The organism is Pseudomonas sp. GW821-FHT09E04 (genome assembly GCF_059416185.1).
In genome coordinates this window covers 1-22,481 of record NZ_JBWKOR010000001.1, presented here as the reverse complement: position 1 = coordinate 22,481, position 22,481 = coordinate 1, and the positions used below count along the sequence as shown (strand labels likewise).

20 protein-coding genes are annotated in these 22,481 nt (G+C 58.9%); 2 read left to right on the top strand and 18 right to left on the bottom strand.

Going from position 1 to position 22,481, the window contains the following annotated elements:
- Positions 1-21: 21 nt before the first annotated feature.
- The 6 genes from AC07N4_RS00100 to AC07N4_RS00075 form a co-directional block, all read right to left on the bottom strand.
- Positions 22-2,409 carry a TonB-dependent receptor gene (locus AC07N4_RS00100; RefSeq protein WP_273538617.1) on the bottom strand — a complete coding sequence of 796 codons (2,388 nt, stop codon included), beginning with the start codon at positions 2,407-2,409 and terminating at the stop codon, positions 22-24.
- A gap of 390 nt (positions 2,410-2,799) precedes the next feature.
- Positions 2,800-3,465, bottom strand: coding sequence for a sulfite oxidase-like oxidoreductase (locus AC07N4_RS00095; RefSeq protein ID WP_096821629.1), 666 nt, complete (start codon positions 3,463-3,465; stop codon positions 2,800-2,802).
- Between the two features lie 9 nt (positions 3,466-3,474).
- Complete coding sequence (locus AC07N4_RS00090) at positions 3,475-4,530, bottom strand: substrate-binding domain-containing protein (RefSeq protein ID WP_493064630.1); 1,056 nt, start codon at positions 4,528-4,530, stop codon at positions 3,475-3,477.
- A 31-nt stretch (positions 4,531-4,561) separates the two neighbouring features.
- Entirely contained in the window at positions 4,562-5,587 is a 1,026-nt protein-coding gene (locus AC07N4_RS00085) for an ABC transporter permease (RefSeq protein WP_096821627.1), read from the bottom strand.
- Complete coding sequence (locus AC07N4_RS00080; protein WP_493064629.1) at positions 5,580-7,136, bottom strand: sugar ABC transporter ATP-binding protein; 1,557 nt, start codon at positions 7,134-7,136, stop codon at positions 5,580-5,582. The genes AC07N4_RS00085 and AC07N4_RS00080 overlap by 8 nt, the downstream gene beginning before the upstream one ends.
- 243 nt (positions 7,137-7,379) lie before the next feature.
- Positions 7,380-8,948 (bottom strand): winged helix-turn-helix domain-containing tetratricopeptide repeat protein, encoded by a 1,569-nt coding sequence (locus tag AC07N4_RS00075; RefSeq protein WP_102622738.1) that lies wholly within the window; start codon positions 8,946-8,948, stop codon positions 7,380-7,382.
- Between the two features lie 241 nt (positions 8,949-9,189).
- Between AC07N4_RS00075 and AC07N4_RS00070 the strand changes: the two genes are divergently transcribed.
- Complete coding sequence (locus AC07N4_RS00070) at positions 9,190-9,942, top strand: SDR family oxidoreductase (RefSeq protein WP_102622739.1); 753 nt, start codon at positions 9,190-9,192, stop codon at positions 9,940-9,942.
- A 43-nt stretch (positions 9,943-9,985) separates the two neighbouring features.
- On the top strand, positions 9,986-10,399 hold the full coding sequence (locus AC07N4_RS00065) for a cupin domain-containing protein (protein ID WP_096821624.1): 414 nt from the start codon (positions 9,986-9,988) through the stop codon (positions 10,397-10,399).
- A 15-nt stretch (positions 10,400-10,414) separates the two neighbouring features.
- Here AC07N4_RS00065 and AC07N4_RS00060 read toward each other — a convergent pair whose 3' ends face one another.
- The 12 genes from AC07N4_RS00060 to AC07N4_RS00005 all read right to left on the bottom strand — a co-directional run.
- Positions 10,415-11,086: a methionine ABC transporter permease gene (locus tag AC07N4_RS00060; RefSeq protein WP_493064628.1), complete on the bottom strand. Its 672-nt coding sequence runs from the start codon at positions 11,084-11,086 to the stop codon at positions 10,415-10,417.
- The gene (locus AC07N4_RS00055) at positions 11,083-11,883 is read right to left on the bottom strand and encodes a methionine ABC transporter ATP-binding protein (protein ID WP_493064627.1); all 801 of its coding nucleotides are present in this window, start codon (positions 11,881-11,883) and stop codon (positions 11,083-11,085) included. The genes AC07N4_RS00060 and AC07N4_RS00055 overlap by 4 nt, the downstream gene beginning before the upstream one ends.
- Positions 11,880-12,689 carry a MetQ/NlpA family ABC transporter substrate-binding protein gene (locus tag AC07N4_RS00050; protein WP_096821621.1) on the bottom strand — a complete coding sequence of 270 codons (810 nt, stop codon included), beginning with the start codon at positions 12,687-12,689 and terminating at the stop codon, positions 11,880-11,882. The genes AC07N4_RS00055 and AC07N4_RS00050 overlap by 4 nt, the downstream gene beginning before the upstream one ends.
- Before the next feature lie 27 nt (positions 12,690-12,716).
- Positions 12,717-13,769, bottom strand: a complete 1,053-nt coding sequence (locus AC07N4_RS00045) for an isopenicillin N synthase family dioxygenase (protein ID WP_493064626.1) — start codon at positions 13,767-13,769, stop codon at positions 12,717-12,719.
- Positions 13,770-14,018: 249 nt separating this feature from the next.
- A complete protein-coding gene (locus AC07N4_RS00040) occupies positions 14,019-14,399 on the bottom strand; it encodes a hypothetical protein (RefSeq protein WP_493064625.1) in 381 nt (126 codons plus the stop codon).
- 133 nt (positions 14,400-14,532) lie between these two features.
- A complete protein-coding gene (locus AC07N4_RS00035) occupies positions 14,533-14,796 on the bottom strand; it encodes a PAAR domain-containing protein (protein ID WP_096821618.1) in 264 nt (87 codons plus the stop codon).
- A 21-nt stretch (positions 14,797-14,817) separates the two neighbouring features.
- The gene (locus AC07N4_RS00030) at positions 14,818-15,159 is read right to left on the bottom strand and encodes an immunity protein Imm33 domain-containing protein (protein ID WP_255261940.1); all 342 of its coding nucleotides are present in this window, start codon (positions 15,157-15,159) and stop codon (positions 14,818-14,820) included.
- A 52-nt stretch (positions 15,160-15,211) separates the two neighbouring features.
- Positions 15,212-15,697, bottom strand: a complete 486-nt coding sequence (locus tag AC07N4_RS00025; protein WP_208491909.1) for a DUF4265 domain-containing protein — start codon at positions 15,695-15,697, stop codon at positions 15,212-15,214.
- Positions 15,698-15,720: 23 nt separating this feature from the next.
- Positions 15,721-16,338, bottom strand: a complete 618-nt coding sequence (locus AC07N4_RS00020) for a hypothetical protein (protein WP_493064624.1) — start codon at positions 16,336-16,338, stop codon at positions 15,721-15,723.
- A gap of 17 nt (positions 16,339-16,355) precedes the next feature.
- Entirely contained in the window at positions 16,356-16,970 is a 615-nt protein-coding gene (locus tag AC07N4_RS00015) for an Imm43 family immunity protein (RefSeq protein WP_096821615.1), read from the bottom strand.
- A gap of 16 nt (positions 16,971-16,986) precedes the next feature.
- A complete protein-coding gene (locus tag AC07N4_RS00010; RefSeq protein ID WP_096821614.1) occupies positions 16,987-21,693 on the bottom strand; it encodes an RHS repeat-associated core domain-containing protein in 4,707 nt (1,568 codons plus the stop codon).
- Positions 21,690-22,481 (bottom strand): DUF2345 domain-containing protein (locus tag AC07N4_RS00005; protein ID WP_493064623.1); only part of this gene is annotated, 792 nt, incomplete at its 5' end. The genes AC07N4_RS00005 and AC07N4_RS00010, both read right to left, overlap by 4 nt.

The following is a 22,481-nucleotide window of genomic DNA, read 5'->3' as shown; positions in this document are numbered from 1 at the left end:
GCCATCCATGGCGGAAAAGGCTCAGAAGCCGTAGGTGGCGGTGGCGTAGTAGTACGCGCCGTTGGTGCCGATCGGCGAGAGTACGTCGTACGGCAGGTTGCCGCCGTAGTTGATGGCCGAGCCGGAGCGTTCCGGGTAGTTGTCGGTGAGGTTGTTGCCGCCCAGGGCGATGCTGAATTTCGGGGTGAATTTGTAGGTCACCTCGGCGTCCAGTTGCCACACCGCGCCGTAGGTTTGCTCAGGCTGCGAGTCACCGAAATCGAACACCCGGGTGGTCTCGCCCTGACGAGTCAGACGGCCGAGCAAACCCCAATGTTCGCTGGCCCAGTTGGCAGAAAACACGAAGCGATCCTTCGGTGCCGCATCGGTGAGGGTGTTGGTTTCCTCGACGCCGACCAGTGCATCGTTGCCGATTCCCAACGCGGTCAGTTGCGACGGAGTGCCCTTGGTGCTGGTGACTTTGGTGTGGTTGTAGGTGTACGCGGTGGTCAGGCCCAGTTGCCCTTCGTAGAACGGCTGGTGATAGTTGAGCACCAGTTCGGCGCCGTGGGTGCTGGTGTCGGCGGCGTTGGTGAAGAAGTTGACATCGTGGACGCCCGCCACGCCGAAGTTGTCATTGATGTAGCTTTCCAGCGCGTCGCTGCCGATGCGTTGCGACAGCGTGATGCGGTCCTTGACGTCGATGCGGAACACGTCGAGCGACGCGTCGAAACGTTCGTTCAACTGGAACGTCAGGCCGAGGCTGTAGTTCTTCGAAGTTTCCGGATCGAGCTTCTGCGCACCGAGGGCACGGGCGATCGGGTCGTTGACCGAGAGCACGCGAATGTCGGTGAGCGTGCCGCCGTCGCCGAAGTTGCTGGTGGTGCTCTGGAAGCCACTTTGCGCCAGCGATGGCGCACGGAAGTTGTTCGATATCGCACCGCGCAACGCCCACTGCTCGGTCAACTTGTAGCGACCACTGAGCTTGCCGGTGAGTTTGCTGCCGGCGTCGTCGTAATGCTCCCAACGCGTGGCGGCATCGACGAAGAAACGGTCGGTGAGATCACCGGACAATTCGGCGTAGGTGCCGAACACGTTGCGGTCCAGGTCCGACTCTTCACTCGGGCGCAAACCGTTGGCGCCGTCCGCGCCGGAGCCGATGTAAGAGGCCTCGTCACCGGCGTAAGTCAGGTAGTTTTCGTAGCGGTATTCACTGCCGAGCGCAAGGACGAAGGAGCGTCCGCCCAGCCGCAGTTCACGGCTGAAATCGAGGTTGGCGGTGGTCTGGCGCAACTCGTAATCGCCGGTGTCGAATCGGGTCGGCGAGTCTTCGCCCAGGCTGACGTTGAGGGTGCGCCGGGTAGCCCCGTCGAAACGGTTGCGACCGTGGGTGACGCTGCTGTCGAAGTCCCAGTCGTCGCCGATCAGGCCTTTGAAACCGGCCGTGGCGGAGATGTCCTTGTTGTCGCCGATCGACTGCGGCAAATAGCCGTTGGGGTAGAACTGCGGCTGCTCGGACGGATAGCGATAAAACTCGGCACCTGTAGTGTGCCGCTGGTTGTAGGTACCAAACGAATAAGCCTTGCCGCCGGCCAGCGGCAATTCGCTGTTGAACCAGAGGTTGACGTCCCGCGCGATGCCGTCTCCCATCACGTAGTTGCGCTGGTTCGGTGTGTCGGCAAAACCGTCGTAACCGGCACGGTTGGTCGGGTTGCGATTCTTGTACTCGGTGCCGCCGCGAATGAAACCGCCCTCTTCGCCCAGGCGTGTGCCGATCTTCGCAGTGGTCACGCTGTTCTGGCCGTCGGTGGTGGTTTTGCCGATGGCGTCCTGATGGGTGTGATAGGCGCCGTAGCTGGTGGACACTTCACCGCCCTCGGGGGCGTCGTCGAGGATGATGTTGATCACCCCGGCAATCGCGTCGGAGCCGTACTGCGCACCGGCGCCGTCACGCAGCACTTCGATGCGTTTGATGGCGCTGATCGGGATCGAGTTGAAATCCACCGGCGCCGTGCCGCGACCGATTTTCGACGAGTCGTTGACCACCGCCGAGGTGTGCCGACGCTTGCCGTTGACCAGCACCAGCACCTGATCCGGGCTCATGCCGCGCAACTGCGCGGCACGCACATGGTCGGCACCGCCGGAGTTGGATTGACGCGGAAAACTGAACGACGGCAACAGCGTCTGCAACGCCTGACCCAACTCGCCGTCACTGGCGCCGGCGGTCTTCAGGTCTTCGGCGGTCAGCACATCCACCGGCACCGGTGAATCCAGCACCGTACGGGCGGTGCCACGGGTCCCGGTGACCAGCACGGTACCCAGCCGTGTGTCATCGTCGGCGCGGGCAGAAGAGTCTTCGGCTTGTGCGGGAAGTTGCCAGATCGCACTGACAACAGCGACAGCCAGTAATGAACGGGAACGGTGAATCATGTGACAGCTCCTTGAATCGCAGTTAATAACCGGCCGCTGCCGAATCATTAAGCGTCGGCAATCAGTGCACGGTAATTTCTGCTGTAGTTTTGATGTTCAGAAAGGCAGCGAAGTGTGTCGAACAACTATCGACTGTTAGAACGCAAGAACCCCAAAGTTAGTAGAACCCCCTGTTTACTGATCCTAGATGAGTGGTCGCCCGCCGCAAAAGAACCAATAACGCTTAGGTTATGCCCGGCGAACGGAGTGTTGCCTGAGCAACACTTGTGTTTACGCAACAACATGAACAACCAACTAACGAACAACTAATCACGCACAAAAACTCACGCCACGCTGTTGTAGAGCACGTTTTTAATCTGTGCATTTTTTTCGGCGCGAAGTTAAATGCCGTCAGTCGAAATCCTTTTCCCGCCAGGCATCTTCGGCTATGTCCAGCGCATCACCGCTGAAGCGCTGTTCAATGAACGGATCGGCGTGCAAATGAAAGCCGTTGCGCTCCCAGAAGCCCGGTTGTTCCTGATCGACGAACTCGAGCCCGCGCAGCCATTTCGCGCTCTTCCAGAAGTACCTACCTGCCACCACCAGACGTAGCGGCCAGCCATGTTGCGCAGTCAGCGGCTGACCGTCGTAATGAGTGGCCAGCAGACTGTCCGGGTGCAGCAGATCTTCGAGACGCAGGTTGGTCTGGTAATCGTGATCGGCGTGGGCCATGACGAAGGACGACGTCGGCCGGATGTCCAGGGCCTGCAACAGATCCTGCAGGTGCACCCCGCTCCAGCGGGTGTCGAACTTCGACCAGCGTGTCACGCAATGAATGTCGCATTGCAACTGGCGTTGCGGCAGCGCTTGCAGATCGGCGTAGGTCAGCTCGACCGGGTTAGCCAAGGTGCCGAACAGGCGCAGCGACCACGTCGCCAGGTCATACGCCGGCACCTCGCCCTCGTGCAGGATCGGGAAACGCTCCGTCAGCACCTGCCCCGGTGGCAGCCGTTCGCCCAGCGCCACATCGGCTTGCGGCGAACGGCTTTTGCGCAGGCGCGCAGCCTTGTCGTGCATGTCGGTTCCTCAGTTCGCCACGGGAATCCACGGTGCCCGAGCCACATTGGCGGTATCACCGAAGGTCGGCAGTTTCTGCCCCAGATCCCGCACGTTTTTCACGTCCAGATCCAGCAGTTGTTGGCGAGTGATCAGGGTCGGAGGAACCAGCACCTTGTGCCCCGGATTTTCCCCGGCGATCAACATCGCCAGACTGCGCACGCTGATCGCGCCGGCCACTTGCGGATTGACCGCTGCCGTCGCGGCCCAGGCACTGTTCGGCTCTTTCATGATCTGGATATCGGCGGTGGAAATATCGGCGCTGTAGATCTTCACCTTGCTGCTCAGACCCGCCTCGTCCACGGCGATTTTCGCGCCTTTGGCGAACTCGTCGAACGGCGCGAAGATCACGCTGATTCCCGGATTGGCCCGCAACACGGCGCTGGCCTGATCGGCCACCGAGTTGGCAATCGGTGGATTGAGCGTGCCAAATCGAGCCTTTTCGATGATCCCCGGATTGCTCGCCTTGACCTGGCTCCAGATCTCGTCGCGGCGTTCCATCGGTGTGAAACCGCTGATGTAGACGTACCCGGCGTCGAAACGGGTGCCGTTGTCCTTGACTGCTTGATCGAGTGCCAGACGCGCCAGCGCGTGGTGATCCTGCTCAACCTGAGTCACTTGTGGCGTGTTCAGGTCGACGTCGAACGCAACCACCTTGATGCCTTTGGCCAACGCACGGTCGATCGGCCCCTTGAGAGTTTCCGCCAGACCCAGTTGCACGATGATCCCGTCGACGCCAAGGTCGGCGGCCTGATCGATCATTTCGCCCTGGCTGGCCGCCTGTTGCCGGGCGTCGAACACCCGCAGGTTGGCGCCCAGCGCTTCGGTCTGTTTCTCGACGCCGCGCACGTAGGCTTCAGGGAAATCCCCGGAGAACAGATAACCCACCAGCGCGATCTGTACCTGACCTTTGTCGAACGGTGCCGGCGCCCCCGGCAAGGCTTTGGCCTGGGCGTTGAGTGCCAGTGCCGAGAGCAAGGCACCAGCGAGACAATGGCGTGCGAACTGCTTGATTGAACCGTGCATGGATCTTTCCTTGAAGCTTCAATGAACCGGCTCAGCGCGCCCGATGCGCGAGGCCGAAGGTGAACATCAGGGCCAGCACCAGCACCAGTCCCTTGACGAAATCCTGCGCGTAATACGGCGCGTTGAGCATGGTCAGACCGTTGAGCAACGAGGCCACCAGGAGCGCGCCGACCAGCGTGCCGAACGCGTTGGGCTTCTTCGCCCCGAGCACGGCAAAACCGATCAGCGCGGCGCCGAGTGCGTCCAGCACCAGACCGTTGCCGGAGCTGACATCGCCGCGCCCCAGGCGCGCCGCCAACAACAATCCGCCGAGCGACGCCAGCAGCGCCGAGAGCACATAAGCGAGCAGCTTGAAGCGCTGCACCGGCGCACCGGCCAGACGCGCCGCCTGCTCGTTGCCGCCAATCGCATAGAACAACCGACCGATGCGCGTGCGTTCGAGAAACAGCCACACCGCCACCGCGACAACCGCCGTGATCAACACCGGAATCGGCACGACGTCCCACAGCCGCCCGCGCCCAAGCGCCAGAAACAGCGCACTGAACGCGCCTTCGGCTTCGTCGCCATTGGGCAGGGTCATGCCCACCGCAATCGAGCGTCCGCCGGTGGGAATCAGTTGCACGCCGATCACCAGGAACATACTGCCGAGCGTCGCGAGAATGTCCGGCACGCGCATCTTCACGATCAGCCAGCCGTTGAGCAGCCCGACCAGCGCGCCACCGGCCAGGCTGATCAGCACCGCCGGCACCGCGCCCCAACCGAGCACCACCATCACGTAACTGGCGATCATCAGGCTCATGGCCGCCACCGCACCGATGGACAGATCCAGCCCGCCGACGGCCATGGTCAGGGTCACGCCCAACGCCAGCAGCGCGACAATCGACACCGACTGCAAGATGCTGAACAGGTTGCCGACCCGCAGGAACGCTGGTTCAGCGACACTGAAAAACACCACGATCAACGCCAGCACCCACAGCAGGCCGTAGCGAATCAGCGCTTGCACGAAGCGCTCGGACGGCGCCGGGGCGGATGACAACAGGGAACTCGAATCAGGCACTCGCTCTACTCCTTGGCGCGGCTTGAACAAAAGAATTTTCTGGATCAGTGCCGGCCAGCGCGGCGACCAGGGTGGCGCGATCCAGCCCGGCACGCGGGTACTCGGCCACCACGGCGTGATCGCGTACCAGCAGGATCCGGTCGGCGATTTCCAGGGCTTCATCGACATCCGCACAGATCACCAGCGTGGCACGACCGTCGGCGCGATCACGCAGCAGCTGACCGATCTCGCGTCGGGCACGCACATCAACGCCTTGAAAGGGCTCATCGAGGATCAACAACCTGCCCTCGCCGAGCAGCCAGCGGCCGAGCACGACTTTCTGCTGATTGCCGCCGGACAGTGCGCTCATCGGCACATCGATGCCGGCGGTCTTGATCCCCAGCGCCGCGACTTGCGCTTCCACCGCTGCCGCTTCGGCGCGGTTGCGGATGAAACCGCTCCGGGTGAAGCGTTCGAGGAACGGCAGGGTCAGGGTTCGGCGCAATGAAAAGTCCGGCACCAACGATTGGCTCGCGCGATCCTCGGCGGCGAAGAACACGCCACTCTGGATCGCCTCCCGAGGCGAGCCCGGTTGCCAGTCGGCGCCATCCAGTTGCAATGATCCGGACAAGGGTTTGCGCAGACCGAACAGCACTTCGGCGATCTCGCTTTTGCCGGCACCGAGCAATCCGGTCAGCACCACGACTTCGCCTTCGTGCAGGGTCAGGTCAAAGGCTCGGGTGCGCGGCAGCAGTTTCACGTCGTGCAGCTTCAGCACTTCGCGCCCCGCCGCTCGCGGCGTATAGACATGCGCCTCCAGCGCCTGACCGAGCATGGCTTCCAGCGCCTGAGGCAGTTGCCGGGCACTGAATTCACCGGCCAGTTGCCCGTCACGCAGGACGATGGCGCGGTCGGCCACCCGTTGCAGATCCGACAGGCGATGGGAGATATAAACGATCGCCACGCCCCGGCTGCGCAGCGTGTCGATCAGGCCGAACAGGCGTTGCGCTTCGGCATCCGAGAGCGCTGCTGTCGGTTCGTCGAGAATCAGCAACCGTGGCTGCAGAGCGAAGGCGCGGGCCAGCACCACCAGTTGCCGCTCAGCCTGGCCGAGGTGTTCGATCGGTTGTTCCAGCGGCAACACCAGACCGAGCCCGGCAGCAATGTTCGCGGCGCGCTCCAGCAGGCGTTTGCGGTTGAGCCAGAAGTCGCCGTCCGGCCGGCACAGTTCATCGAGCAGCAGGTTTTCCGCCACGCTCAATCCGGGCGCGATGCCTTCGTTGATCTGTTGATGAACCGCAACGATGCCGACCCGCCGAGCGGATAGCGGCGAGTTGAATTGCCGGGGCTGACCGTCGACCTGAATCTCGCCACTGTCGGCCGATTGGCTGCCGGCGAGGATCTTCACCAGCGTCGACTTGCCCGCCCCGTTGGCGCCGAGCAGCGCTACCACTTCGGCGGGATAAATCTCCAGGCTGACCCGATCCAGCGCGCGGTTCGAGCCGAAGGTCTTGCTCAGTTCACGTACACGAATCAGCGGCTCGGAGGCCACGGCGACAGGCGCACTCATACAAATCCTTAAAGTCGATGGGCCAGTGTGTGGCGCCCATCAGCAAGAAAATTCTGCAGAGCCTTTGATCGATTCAGCGCGTGCCGTCATGGCAATCGAGGGTTCTATTATTTGAAAGTCTGATTGGTGAGTCAGTAAAAGCTAAACGATCTTAAAAACAACAAACAAATACCGTTTTGGTATTAGCTTAGGCCCGGTACCGCCGTGCAAGTCCGCGAGATCGGAGCAGGTGCACTCAAGCCATCACTCCGGCAACCCCGCCAGTCGAAGCCCTTCAATGAACCGGGCAAAATCCTCGGGCCGTTGAATCGGCAGCCAGTCCTTGAGGTGGCCAAGGCGCAACACCGGATTCAGCGTCTGCAAACGCTGCATCGCCCAGCGGGCTTTATCCGGACGCCCGCCCAGCGCATGACTGGCCGCCACCAGCGCCGCAGCTACCAGCAGCGTGGGCAGGTTGCCCAAGGCTTTTTCGGCGAAATCTGCCGAGGCCTCGAAGTCCCCGGCGAAGTAATGCGCGAGGGCCATGCCGACGTGCATTCTGAACATTTCCGGATCCAGCGGGCTCAAGCGCGCAGCATGGTTCAAGTCCTTGATGGCCGGCGCGGTTTCACCGCGAAGCGCACGCAGAATTCCACCAAGAAACCACGCGGGTGCGAGATTGGGATTGAGCAGGCGCGCGCGGTCGAGCAATGCGATGCCGGCGTCCACATCCCCCGCCAGGTGCGCAAGCGCATGTCCGCCGCGCGTCAACGCCACAGCGTCATCGCGCCCCAGCGTAACCGCCAGACGCGCCAGGCGAATGCCCTCGGCGATCTCGGCCGGCCGATCCGTCATCCAGCCATTGAGCTTGCGCCAGAAGTGGCACCAGGCGGCCATGCCATAGGCCGATGCGAATTCCGGATCGAGTTCGAGGGTCTTGTAGAACATCGGCAGCGCCTGCTCGATGGCCTCCTGGGTGCCGCTGTGCAGCTTTGCCATGGCGCGCAAGTAGTAATCGTAGGCGTCCAGGCTTTCCGTCGGTTTGCGTTTGGCGCGCTCGATCTCCGCGCGCTCCAGTTGTGGCGCGATGGCCCCGACGACACTTTCGGTGATTTGATCCTGCAGCTTGAAGATGTCGTCGAGGGTGCCTTCGAAACGCTCGGCCCAGATGTGTGCCCCGCTCGTGGCGTCAATCAGTTGCCCGGTGATGCGCACCCGATTTCCGCATTTGCGCACACTGCCTTCCAGTACATAGCGCACGCCCAGTTCCTGCCCGACTCCTTGGGCATCGACCGTGCGCCCCTTGAACGTGAAGCTCGAATTGCGTGCGATGACGAACAGCCAGCGCAAACGCGACAACGCCGCGATGATGTCCTCCACGACGCCGTCGGCAAAGTAATCCTGTTCGGGATCGCCGCTCAGATTGTAGAAAGGCAGGACGGTGATCGAGGGTTTGTCTGGCAGCGCCAATACGCGGGGAGATGCAGTTGAGCCCTCGTCGGTGTCAGGCACCGGCTCGGTCATATCGGAACTGACTTGGCCAATGAAACGATAGCCCTTGCGGGCGACCGTGCGCAGCAGACGCTGCTCCTCGCCGGTATCACCGATAGCCTTGCGCACGGCGTTGATGTGGCTGGTGATCGTCGATTCGGAAACGATACGCCCGCTCCATACCGTGCCGAGCAATTCGTCCTTGCTCAGCACGCGTTCGGGGTTGTTGACGAACAGCAGCAACAGATCGAAGACCTGCGGGCCGACGGCCACGACCTGCCCGCGCAAGGTCAGCTCGCGACGTTCCTGATCCAGTACATAGTCTTCAAACGTGAATGGCACAGCGAACGTCCTTTTGCGACGCGCCTTCAACTCCGTGTCCCGGGCGACAGATGGTGAGAGGTCGAGAACGATAATACGCCTGACTTGAACACGCCACTGCGTCCACTCCGGGGCGCTGGCTGGACAAAAATGCAAGGGTTCGACAAGGCAAACCCAAGGTCGCCACAAGGACTTCTCTCCCCTGCACCGGCACTCTCCATTCCAACGACGCCAATGGTTGGCGTCATCGAGGAGAGACCCCATGAAGATCGTCGTTATCGGAGGCTCCGGCCTCATCGGCTCGAAACTGGTGAACCTTCTTCGCGAGCGCGGCCATGACGTGCTCGCCGCCAGCCCCAGCACGGGCGTCAACAGCATCACCCGCGAAGGTCTGGCGGCCGCCATGGACGGCACCGATGTTGTGGTCGACGTGGCCAATGCTCCGTCGTGGGAGGATCAGGCCGTCCTCGACTTCTTCGAAACCTCGAGCCGTAACCTGCTGGCGGCCGAGGCAGCTGCCGGGGTGCGTCATCACGTTGCACTGTCGATTGTCGGTTGTGAACGCTTGCCCGAGGCCGGCTATATGCGCGCCAAGGTGGCCCAGGAAAACCTGATCAAGGCATCCGGCATGCCTTACTCGATCCTGCGGGCCACGCAGTTTTTCGAATTTGTCGGTGGCATCGCTGAATCCTTTGCCGTCGCCGATGAACTTCGCGTGCCACCAGCGCTGATTCAACCGATTGCTTCTGACGACGTGGTGGCGGCGCTGGCAGACGTCGTCCTGGCCGCCCCGCTCAACGGCTCAGTGGATGTCGGCGGGCCTGAAGCACTGCCGCTGGACGAATTGGTCCGACGCTTCCTGCAGGCGAGCCAGGACAACCGCAAGGTCGTACCGGACGTGCATGCACGCTACTACGGGACGTTGCTCGACGATCAATCGCTGGTCACCGGCAAGCACTCGCGCCTGGGTGCCATCCGTTTTGAAGACTGGATCGCTCGGTCGACCGCGCGATAGTCATTCGCGCCATTCCCTTCCCTTTTTGCCAAGGAGAAAAATCATGGTTATTCGATTTTTGTTGAGCGCCGTTTTCGCAGCGTTGTCGATCAGCGCCGCATCGGCCGCCGAGCCACCCGCCGGCAAGGTCTCGGTGGTCTTTGATCGGCCGATTCCCAACATCCCCGGCAAAAGCATGAGGGGTGTGGTCGTCGAATATGGGCCGGGAGCGGCATCGCCGTCCCATACTCATCCGAAAACTGCCTTTATCTACGCCACGGTTCTGGAAGGCTCGTTCCGCATCAAAGTCAAAGGCGAGCCGGAAAAGATCTACCACGTCGGCGAAAACTTCGTCGAGGAACCGGGTTCCGTGCACCTGGTGAGTGCCAACGCCAGCGACACCCAGCCTGCGCGCCTGCTGGCGGTGTTCGTCCTCGACACCGACGAAACGGCGCTCGTCACGCCCCTCAAAAAGTAAGCCTGCAACCGACCTTCAACGTCGATGAGCCAGCGATCGCACCAGCCGATCACCCAGGCTCTGCACGCCCTGGACGAGGATGACCAGCAACACGACGGTGGCGACCATCACTTCGTTGTTGAACCGTTGATAGCCGTAGCGGATCGCCAGATCGCCCAGTCCGCCGCCACCGATCACGCCGGCCATGGAGGAAAAACCGATCAGCATCACCAGCGTCAGGGTGACGCCCGCCAGCAACGCCGGTAGCGCTTCGGGCAACAACACTTTGAAAATCACATGACGGATGTCGCCACCCATGGCGAGGATCGCTTCGATCCGGCCCTTTTCAACTTCGTCCAAGGCGTTTTCGACGATCCGCGCAAAAAACGGAAAGGCTCCAATAGTGATCGGTACCACGGCGGCCGTGCTGCCCAACGTGGTGCCTACTACCAGCCGGGTCAGCGGGATCAGGGCAATCAGCATCACCACGAACGGCAGCGACCGACCGAGGTTGATCACCGCGCCCAATGCCTGATTGATCCGGGGTAACGGGTACAAACCCTGACGGCGACTGATGAACAGCAAAACGCCCAGCGGCAGGCCGATCAACAGCGTGAACAGCCCGGCAAGCAGCACCATGTACAGGGTTTCGCCGGTGGCGTTGAGCACCAGTTGCAGGATTTCATTCCAGTCGACGGTACGGTTCATGAGTGGGCCGCCCGTACGCCGTATTGTCGGAGAAAACTGAGCCTCGGCGCGTCGTGCCCCAGCGGTAAACCGCAACTGGGCCGCAGCGAGGCACCGAGCGCGGAATCCGGAGTCGCCAGCAATCGGGCGACCGGCCCCGCCTCCACCAATCTTCCGTTGGCCATGGACGCAGCGTGATCGCAGATCGACTTGACCACATCCAGCTCGTGAGTGATCAGCACAATGGTCAAACCTAACTGCCGGTTGATATCGCGCAACAGCTCCAGAATCGACGCGGTGGTTTCCGGGTCGAGAGCGCTGGTGGCTTCGTCCGACAGCAGATACGCCGGACGCGCCGCCAAGGCCCGGGCGATGCCCACCCGCTGCTTCTGCCCGCCGGACAGTTGCGAAGGAAAGGCTTCGGCCTTGTCGCTCAACCCCACTAGATCCAGCAACTCCCGAACCCGCTCGTGACGCTGTGGTTTGGCGACTTTGGCGATTTCCAGCGGCACTGCGATGTTGTCGAACACGTTGCGTGAATGCAGCAGGTTGAAGCCCTGAAAAATCATGCCGATGCGCTGACGTTGCCGGCGCAGTTCACGGTCGGACAGCGCCGTGAGGTCTTCGCCGTCCAGCAGAATCCGCCCGGAGTCCGGGCGTTCGAGCAGATTGAGACAGCGCAACAGCGTCGACTTGCCCGCGCCGCTGCGCCCGAGAATCCCGTAGATCGCACCATCGGGAATGCTCAGCGATACCTGATCCAACGCCGGTGTCGGCGCTGACGGGTAAGTCTTGCTCAACCGCTCGACGAGGATCATGGCTTGGCGTCCGCCACAGGGATCACCGAACCCTTGAAGTTCTCGGCGATGTACTTGGCCACTTGCGGCGAAGTCAGGTCCTTGGCCAGTTGCTGGATGCGCGGATCGTTTTCCAGTTTCGGCGTGGTCACCAGAATGTTGGCGTAAGGGTTGTGCTCGGCTTTCTCCAGGCCCAGCGCATCCTTGGCCGGCACCAGACCGGCCTCCAGCGCGTAGTTACCGTTGATCACCGCCAGGTCCACATCGTCCAGCGCACGAGGCAGTTGCGGCGATTCGATTTCGAGGATCTTCAGGTGTTTCGGGTTTTCGGCGATGTCCTTGGGCGTTGCCTGATCCGCCGCCGGGTCGTTGAAACCGGGCTTGAGCTTGATCAGGCCGTTGTCCTGCAACAGGTACAGCGCACGGCTCAGGTTGGTGACGTTGTTCGGTACGGCGACGGTGCCTTTGTCCGGCACTTGGGCGAAGGTTTTGTGGCGATGTGAGTAGATGCCCAGCGGTTCGATGTGCACCGTCGCGGCCACTGCGAGCTTTTCACCAAGGGCCTTTTCCTGGGATTGCAGATACGGCAGATGCTGGAAGTAATTGGCGTCCACATCGCCGTGCACCAACAGCTCGTTGGAGTTCACACCCTGAGGGATTTCGATCACCTTGAGATTCAGTTGCGGATCGATTTTCTGGATGTAGGCCAGGATCTGTGCGTGTGGCACCGGGTCGGCGGCAACGCGCAATGGCTCTAGCGCTTGAGCACTGAATGAAGTCACCAGCGCGCCGAGGACGGCCAGGGTCAAACCTGTTTTTTTCAACATGCGAAGAGTCCTTTTGCGAGTGATGAATCAGGCGTTGGCGGTCTTGCGAAGCGGTGTCTGAGTATTCGACGCATCGGCATAGAAGCGCTGCGCGACATCGGGATGGGAGCGCAGTCGGCCCTTCAAATAATTCCAGCCGACGTCACGGAACAACGGATTGAGCGGATCGCTCGCCGGGCCCCGCGCCTCGCGCAGCAACACTGCCGGCAGCGGGTACAGCGGCACGACCGCGTCGAGTTGCGCGCCAAGGAAAAACGCGATGGACAAGCGCTCGCTACCCGCTGGCGGCGAAACCACGCGATGCACCGTGGCGCGCAGATAACCGTTGGTGGCCAGTTCCAGCAGCTCGCCGATGTTGACCACCAGGGTGTTGTCGCGAGGCGGCGCATCGATCCAGCGACCTTCTTCGATTTCCACTTGCAGACCGGCCTGCTGGTCTTGCAGCAGGAAGCTGAGGAAGCCCGAATCCTTGTGCGCGCCGACGCCCTGATTGCTCGCCTTCGAGGGCTGCCCGGGATAGCGAATCAACTTGATATGTTCGTTGGGTTTATCGCCGTACAACTGGTCGAAGGCGTCTTCCGGAAGCGCGAGCGCCTGGGCAAACGCACGCAGCAGGCGCAAAGACATTTGGGTCATGGCTTGCTGCCAATCGAGCAGCAACGGCTTGAGTTGCGGCAGCGTTTCGGGCCATTGATTGGGGCCTTGCAGACGTGCCCACAGCGGACTGTCGGCCGTCAACGGCAAGACGTCACGCTCGGCGCCCAGATCGAACTGTTCACGCTGATCAGGCTGGCCGCGAGTGATCTCCGAAGCGGCGCGGTTGTAACCGCGAAAGTGCGGGGAATTGACCATGCCGACGGCGGTTTTCTCGTTGTCGGGCAAGGCAAAGAATTGGCGGGCGTGGTCTTGCACTTGCTGGAGCAGTCCAGCGTCGATGCCATGGCCGGTCAGGTAGAAAAACCCGACGTCGCGCGCGGCGTGGCGCAAGTCATCGAGAAAGGTCTGGCGTTGCTGCGGCGTACCGTCGAGCAGGGACAGGTCGAGGATGGGTAATGCGGTGATTTCTGAGGTGTGCGGCATGATTCACTCCCGTGTGAATCAAACCTGAAGAGCCTGTGATCGATTCAGCGTGTGCCGTCATGGCAATCGGGGGTCTGTCGGTTTGATGCTTTGATTCGTCTGTGAATCAAAACTAAACGATATATAAAACTCCGAACAAATATCTTTTTTGCATTAGCTTAGGTCTGTCTATCGAGGGTGCTCCACTGACCTCAGGACCGACCGCGGCAATCGGCTTGCCGTTACCGTCGGTCCTGAATCGGCTGACTGCTACAGACCGACGCGCTTCAACCCTTCGCGCATGCCTTGATCGGCCTGTTCGCACCATTGTTTGAGGGTGAGGTTCGGCGGCAGGTTGCTTTCCAGGCTCTTGTATTCCCCATCCGTGAACACTTCGCCTTTACGGCCAAACTGTTCGTTTTTATCGCCGTCACGCTTGTCGAAATCGCCAGGCATGTTGCCAACGAATGCAACCATCTTGTTGGCGTTCTCGGTGCTATCTGCTTTCAGGAACCCCTTGTCGACGCAGCTTTTAATCAGGCCTGACATGTTGCGGCCGTTGTCGTATATCCCTTTCAGGGTGGCGGCGTCTTGCCCTTCGGCGTGGGCGAGCATGCTGGTGCCAAAAGCGGCTGCCATGGCGAGAATCAAAGAAGCGGTCTTCATATTTATTCCTTTAAATGTTGGAGGGTTTTGAACTCTGCTTTGGTTGAAGCATTTCTTATCAAAAAACGCGCCGAAAAGGCCGCGTCATGAAGATGGCAATCAATGTACAAGTATGGTTTTAGCTGACAACGGCACCTTTGGGCCCGCTGGCAATCAGCGCCGCCCCACAGGCAGTTTTCATGCCGTCGAGCGCGATGGGCACACCATCGACGGTGTAGGTGCTGCTGCCCTCGGCAATCGGAAAAATCCCTTTGCACAACGGGCAACTGACCTTGTGGCCGACCCCGGCAATCGGCTTGCCGTTGAGGTCGGTCCGGGAGAAGGCTTCGAGCACCTTGCCACCGTGGGTGGTGGAGTCGCCGAGGCGAATTGCGTCTTTCATGTTGTCACTCCTTTGACCAGGTTACTCAGCCATCCAGACGTCTTCGTACCCTTGGGTATCGATGATGAATTTGGCGCCCGTGGGTAAACACAGATATTTCATCACCAGCGGAAGCATTTCGGGTAAGTGTTCAATACAAACCGGCTGGTAAAAATCAATCGCCGCTGAATGCGTGCCGCCGTGGATGAACCAGCTGACATTCCCCCCATCCGGCAAACAAACGCGTGTGCCATAAATGGGTGTGTTCCCTAGCGACTCGATGGCGATAGCGACCATTTCCTCGGGAGGAAGCACAGACATCCCGTATTTTTCACAGATCGCGTTCTGCGCAGCACTGGGATAAACCCGCTCATGTTCGCTCACAGCCACTCCTTGTTTGTTGATCCGATTCCATTCGATTGTGGGTTCAGGGTCGTCAGCCTTCGAGCCACCAGTTCAACAGCGTCTCGTCATCATCGTCATCCAGGTTCTGATAGATGTTGGCGTAATACCATTGAATCCCGGTTCTATCGCGAAATCGGTCAAAAACCTCGTTGATCTTGTTCATCCCGTTGCTCGCTGGAACAGCCAACGAAAGATTGCCCTCAAACACGCCGTCCAGCGTTCCACCCAGTTCACGCAGCACATCGACTTCCAGCTCAGCGATATCCGCAGCACGAATGGAATCGGCGTAGATGTGAATGCAAAAGTTACCACCTCGTTCAAGCACCACCGCATGGGTGTTTTTGTTTTTGATCGATATGACGTCTCCGCGAGCCATATTCAGCGCCAGCCCGGGTGAGGACAGCAGTTCATAGGCTGTCGCGCCTACATGACGAGCCGGGAGCTCCTCGTATACCGGACCATCAGAGTGGCTGCCTGCAAATACCTTAATATGAACAGGGTTGGTTTTGTCGGCTATGCGAAAACTCAGCTTTGTATCGTTCATATTCGCCTAACCCCGGACCACACAACTGTTTCCAACGAGGTAAAATCAATACCCTTGAAATCGATTGCCGCATCCCTGAACGCCTGAGAACAGATCAGACTATCACTTCCTGACACCTGTCTCCCGTACTTGAAAAGATCGAATTTCCAATCATCACCGAGAATTAATTTTTTGAACCTGATTGGCCTGCCCTTTTCCTCTACAAACGTAGAGGCTGGATCGCAGTTTGTCCGTACATCCAACTCATCGAACAACACAGCATTGTAATGTTTTGAGGAAGTGCGTTTTCCGCCCTCCGAAAGCACGTCAATCCTGACGCTATCAACCACATTCACGTTGAAGCTATTGCAGGCGGCTAAAAATTCGTCACTCACCACATAAAAAAATTTCGAAACGCTTCGAATATCGAATTCATAGTTTTCATCTTTGGAAATTAAAACCATGCCCTCCGGAAAGGGGGTACGCGGCCCGGGCTTCCCCCTTTCCGCGTACCAGGGAAAAAAACCAAATTCAACATCTCTTGTGCAGGAATAATATCTGTCGAAAAGATCAGCACGTAAAATCCCGGCAGGACAGCCTTGCTCCTCTTTCTGTGAAAGCACATAAAAATTCATAAACTCTGTGCTCGCAGTCAAATAGGTCTCACGCCCGACCAGATCACATCCTTCAGAGGAGTGAAGTTCACCCCTTTGATCCCCTCCGCGAGCTTCTTGAACTCACTGGAACAGATAAGCGTATTACTACCTGAAATCAGCCCCTTGAACTTGAACAGATTCCGATTAAAGCCTGCTGGCAATACAAGCTTTTTGAATCTGAAAATCAACCCATCCTCCTCTATAAAAGTCGATGCCGGGTCAGTTTGCGAGCGCGCATCCAGTTCCTCAAAAAGAACAGCATTGTAGTTTCTGGATGAAATACTTTCTCCAGCTTTGGAAACCACCTTGATTGGCACCGAATCAGTAACAGCAACATCCATCTCGCTGCAAACAGACATGAATTCGTCACTGACTATATAAAAGCGGGCAATGCTACGTATATCAAAGTCATAGAGCTTGTCTTTTGAAATAAGCACCATGCCTTCTGGATAAGGCGTGTGCGTTTTGTAATGAATTTTCTCCGCGTACCACGAAAAAAAACCATGCTCAACGTCCTTGGTATCTGAATAGAACTTATCGTATAGATCCGCCTGCAAGAATCCGACCGGGCAACCGGACTCTTCTTTTTGAGAAAGCACAAAGTATTCCATAATCCCTTCTCCCTGCTTATCTAAGTCTGCGCTGTGTTGTGCCAGGTACGGAAAGACTGGCTCTCAGTCTTGTCTGAATCGCGGATATCTGAGTTCGCGCCTGCGCTTCGTCAATCACACCAGCTTCATATTTGCTTCTGACGGTCGTTACCATGTTGTTAACCATCGGGCTGTAGACCTTACCATGCGACCCACAGTGGTAAAAAACACGCTTGGTTTTCTTGGCCTGATCGGCACTGTCGGGCATCAACAATCCGTTTTCCTTTTTATCGCGTTCTCCACCCATCCCGATATCCGAGAAGAAGCTGGCCTGCCGTCCCCATACTTCCTCGGGAATCAGGTGATGGGCCTGCATCTTGTCATGGGTTTTTCCGCCCAGTGCCCGATTGAGTGCAGTGCTGCAAAGACCGTTCGGATCGACCCACTGGGTCGGACTGATTGCATATTGATAGAAGTTGATACCACCCGCGTACCCGATCGGATCACGAGAAACGAAGCGACCGACGTCTGGATCGTAGTACCGGTGACGGTTGTAATGCAGGCCGGTCTCATGGTCGTGATACTGACCCTGGAAGCGAAATGGGTTTTTCAACCCTTGCTGCAGCGCTGATGATGAGCGCTGTTCAATCGCCCGCCCCCACACTTTGTAATGAGCGCTCCAAGCCACATTCCCTTGCTGATCGGTCATTTCCTGGGGTGTACCGAGGTGATCACACTGATACCAGGCAATCGCATCAAACGGGGGCGGAACCGGAGCGTGATTCCAAAGTGGATCCTCGTCCGCCGCGTAAACGTCACCGTATTCGGGTTGAGGCACCAGACGAACAGGCTGCTGACTCAGCGCCTGTGCCACGGGGTTGTAGGTACCAGGTTCGTAAATGTAATGAACCGTGCGTCCGGTATCACCATCCAGCTGCGGGGGACTGCTCTCCCACGCCAGATTGTCACCATCCCAACCGAACATCGTGAAGCCACAGTCATGCTCACGTTGTTTACGTGCATGTTCATTGCTGTTCCACAGAGAGCCTGCCTCTGGACGATGCTTGTAGTGCGCTCGAGAGTTCTTGTGCAGGCGGCGACCTAACGGGTCGTATGCATAATCCACCGACAGACGATCATCTTCGAAATGCACCAGGCGATCGAACAGGTCCCATCGCATTTCGCAGACGCTGCCGTTACTCCAGCGCTTGATCTGATTGCCGCGCTCGTCGTACTCATAATTCGTGCCCGCGTATTCACGCAACACGTTATCCAGCAGTTTGCTTCGCGCAGGCTCTTGGTCCAGAGGCCGGCGGATTTCAAAGGCTCGTTCATCCAGGAGATTCCCGGCAGGATCGAACGCAAAGGTTTCGACCCCTATACGCGTAACGGCATTGATCAAACGACCGACAGGGTCATAACGATAGGAAAGCGGGCCCCGACGACTGTCATTGATATCCGTCAGTTGACCAGCGGCATCGTATTGGTAGTCACGCTTGAGCAGCACCGATTTGTCGGCACTGCGCTCCAGCACCTGAGCTTGCAAGCGCCCGGCCGGGTCCCATTTCTGCGTTTGCAACAGATGATTTCCTTGATGGCGAGCGACTTCACGGTGCAAATCGTCACGCTCGAATCCGGCCAGTTCATGGTCATCCAGACGCAATCCCAGCAGGTGGCCGCTGCCGTAGGTCAGCCAACTGACTCGGTGGCCATCGGGGCGCAGGGTTGCAACGCGTTGATTGAGTGCATCGTACTCATGCTGCCATATGGCGACCATCGGGCTCTCGAGGCCCAGATAGTGTTGATGCTCACGCAGGATGTTACCCGCCAGATCATGGAACCACTGCAGGCGGCTATCGGCGTTGCAAGCCATGATCAGTTTGCTGTTACCGTCGTAATCGAAGGTTTCGCTTTGCTGCTGATCACCCAGAATCGCTCTGCGTTCGATCAAACGATTCATTGAGTCAAAACGTATCTCGACGCAATGTTCACCGTTGTAGATTTTCGCAAGCCGCCCGGTTTCGGGCTCGTACGAATAACGGGTTGAACGCCCGTCAAAAGCTGTTTCTTCAAGTAAACGACCGACCGGGTCGTAGTTGAAGTGAGCACGACGTTCGTTCTCGTTCTCCAGTGCAATCAGTCGACCGAGCTTGTCCCAGCGATAACGAACGGCATGCTCCAGCGCATCCACCCGCTCGGCGATCAGCCCCGCCGCGCTGTACTTCCAAGTTGTGCAACGATCCAGACCATCGACATGGGCCAGCAATCGGCCCTCGGCATCACGCTCGAAGCGCTCCTCGGTCTTGTCCGGGTGCATGATCAACGTCAATTGCCCGGCACTGTATCGGTATTCGGTACTGTGGCCGGCAGCGTCCGTGAAGCAAATCATCTGGCCGCGTTCGCTGTACTCCCAGGCACTGGTCTTGCCTGAACAATCGACGTACTCCACCAATTGCCCGGAAGCGTTGTAGGCCAGTTTCTTTTCATTGCCGTTGGCATCTTTGACCGAGGTTGGCATCCCGGCCGGGTTGTAAGCGTATTCGGTCTTGTTGCCCAGTGGATCGACGCTCTCGACAAGGTTGCCAGCGTCGTCATAGGCCCTTGTCCATTGCCCGCCCTCGGCATCGCTGATCTTGATCAGTTGGTCGAGATCGTCGTAGGCGAAGTGGACCACCGTGTCATCGGTGCGAATGTGTTCGAGAAGATTGCTTCGTTCATCATAGCTGTAGCGATCCGAGCGCCCATCGGCACGGACGTGGCGGATCACGTTTTTTGCGCTATCGCGGAAGAACCAGTCAGAACGATCGTCGGCGTGCCGAATACGGTAGGTGTAACCCAGACTGTCAAAGTAATGCCAGGTCTCATGACCGAGCGCATCCGTGACGTACACCAGTCGAATGTTTTCATCCCATTCCAGACGGGTATCGAAACTGCCGTCATCCGCCCACTCACGAACTGCCTTGGCGTCTGCACCATGACCCAGCCATTGCAGGTTCATGCCGCGCCCGGTGCGATCGGTGTAACGGGTGATCAGGTGATGCTGGTACTGATAACGCCATGCAGCACCGTTTTCATCCTGTGCCTGAACCAGATCGCCCGCCGAATCGTAAACATAGGAACAAAGCTGACGCAGAGGCTCACCGTCACGGATCTCCCAGAGCCCGGTCAAGCGCCCTTGTCCATCAATCATCGTGCCGAGGTGCAGATGCACCTTGCCCGGATCCCCCTCGTACGTAATCAGGTCGGACAGTACTGTCCGGTCACCGTAGCGATGCTCGTAATGCAGCATGATGCCGGCGCCGCTGCGCAACTCCACACCGACCAGCAGAAACTGCTGGCCACGACGGACATAGGTTTCCTTGCGTTCGAAACCACGGCAGAGCAACAGCTTGTCGTCACTAACGCGGACAACCGTGAGGTTTTCGATCGCGTCGTAATGGAACAGGTCAACTTTGGGCAGCGGATAGTCATGGCTGCGGCCATCCGCATCATGGAACTGCAAGGCACCGTCAACGAGGTCGAATCGTGTGGTGAACGAAGTGATCCATCGTGCACCCAAATCGCCTTGGTCATAGGTATCCAGATCCGAGCTGTAAATACGCGTCCACTCGATCGGGAACGGGCCGGTCAAATTGAAATCCGTGTGAGCAATGCTTTCGGAGCCCACTGCAAAGCTGATGCTGTCGCAGGTACCCGGGCAGGTACCGTTTTTTTCAGCATTGGGTTTCTTCTTCGCCGGGACTTCCGTTTTCCTGACTTCGGTTCTGCCCTCACCTGCCCTGTGTTTGGCCTGGCTCGTTCCGCCGACTTTCACGTGACCGGCGACACCACGCCTGTTACGCAGATTCCAGGCCTCGACAGCCTTTGTCAGTACGATCAGCAGCGCGCCGATGGAAAACGGCATGTTCGGATTACTGAGCTTTTTCAGTTGAGCCTTTAGCTCCGGCCCCATGGCAACCAGTATCTTGGTTTGATCGTGAACGAGCTTCTTGGCTTCCCGAGGCAACAGATGCTTTGCAGCGCTATTGACTACGCCCTTTCCCGCGGCCTTATAGACATCGAAGGCTGCGTCAAAAATATTGCTGATGGCCTTGCCGGGATCGTGCAGGAGTTGCCCCCCCACACCGTCCATTTTTTTCCCTGCTCGCTTGAGGTCAGCACCGGCATCAAGTTCAGCATCGACAACAGCGTTCAATCCCGTGGCAATCTGCTTGAGGAACTCTTCACCCTTTTGCCCGGCTTTATCCAGCAGATCAGGCAAGGCAGATTGGGCGGTCTTAACGAAGTGATCAATCTCGCCAACAATCGTTGCGTTCAAGTGACCGGCAATCACGTTGATCAACGCGTCGCCCAAAAGCGCCTTGCCAGCCACCTTCATTTCCTGCCGAACCAGGTAAAGCGTCGGTCGAAGGCTCATGCGTGCGGCAGCCATATTCGCAGGGACAGGTATTACACCGATAAGGTCGATGCCCAGGCTGACCCAATCCAGCGGATCGCGCTTTTCACTTCGAGATAAAACGGCAATGTCATTCAAGACATCGACCAACGCCATGATGTTGCCAACTACCGGCAGGGCTCCGGCGACATATTTGATTCGCTCGAGGGTGACGTAACCGCCACTGACTTCCTGCAGCCATGCATCGAACTTGGCAGCATCGCGTCCGACATCCGCTACTTGAATCTGATTCAGTGGCACGACAGCAACTTGAGACTCTCGGCTTTGTGTTGCGCTTGCGGTAGTCATGACAGCATCTCACTTGCAATCAGCCCAGGGGTTTTAAGCGAGGATTTCGGTAGCGCGGGTGCTGGCAGACTCGGCAACTTGCCCGCCTTGCTCGCCGCCCCGAGCAGCCCGGAAGCACTCGGCATCGCCGCACTCGCCAGTTTCGGCAGCCCCGCCGCTCCGCCCTGCACGGCGCCTTTCACCTGCTGCGCTGTTTGTATCGCGCCTTGTGCGGTCTGCATCGCGCCCATCCCTGTCTGTGCCAATTCCTTGCCCTTCTCCAACAGATCCCAGTTCTTGCTCGGCAGCGCCTGCGCCACCATGGCCTGCACCTGACTCGGCACGTCTTCGGCACCCGGCGGATTCAACGGCCATTCCGGTTTGCCGATGTAGCTGCCTTCACTCCAGGTATCCGCCGGATCCTTGCCGAACAGCACGCGCGCCGGCCCCGGTGCCGCGCCGGCGACGCTGGCGAAACCCTTGCCGTCGAGCTTGCCTTTGATGCTTTTACCCAGCGCATCGATGACTTCGTAATCGCCTTCCTTGATGCCTTGGCGCCCGGCGTACTGGTTGAACAATTCGAGATTGCCCTTGCCCGGTTTCGGCGGTTCCGGGAACACGCCGGCCAGGGATTTCGCCCCGGTGTAGGCGAAGTTCGCCGCGTGGGCGGTGTACGGGCCGCTGGTGGCGTGGGTGATGCCGCCGGCGTTGTAGGTCGTGGCGCTGCCGCCGCCCTGGATCACCAGTTCGGTCTTGGCGGTGATGGTGATGCGGTCGGCGTTGGCGGTGATGTTGAGTTTGGCCAGCAG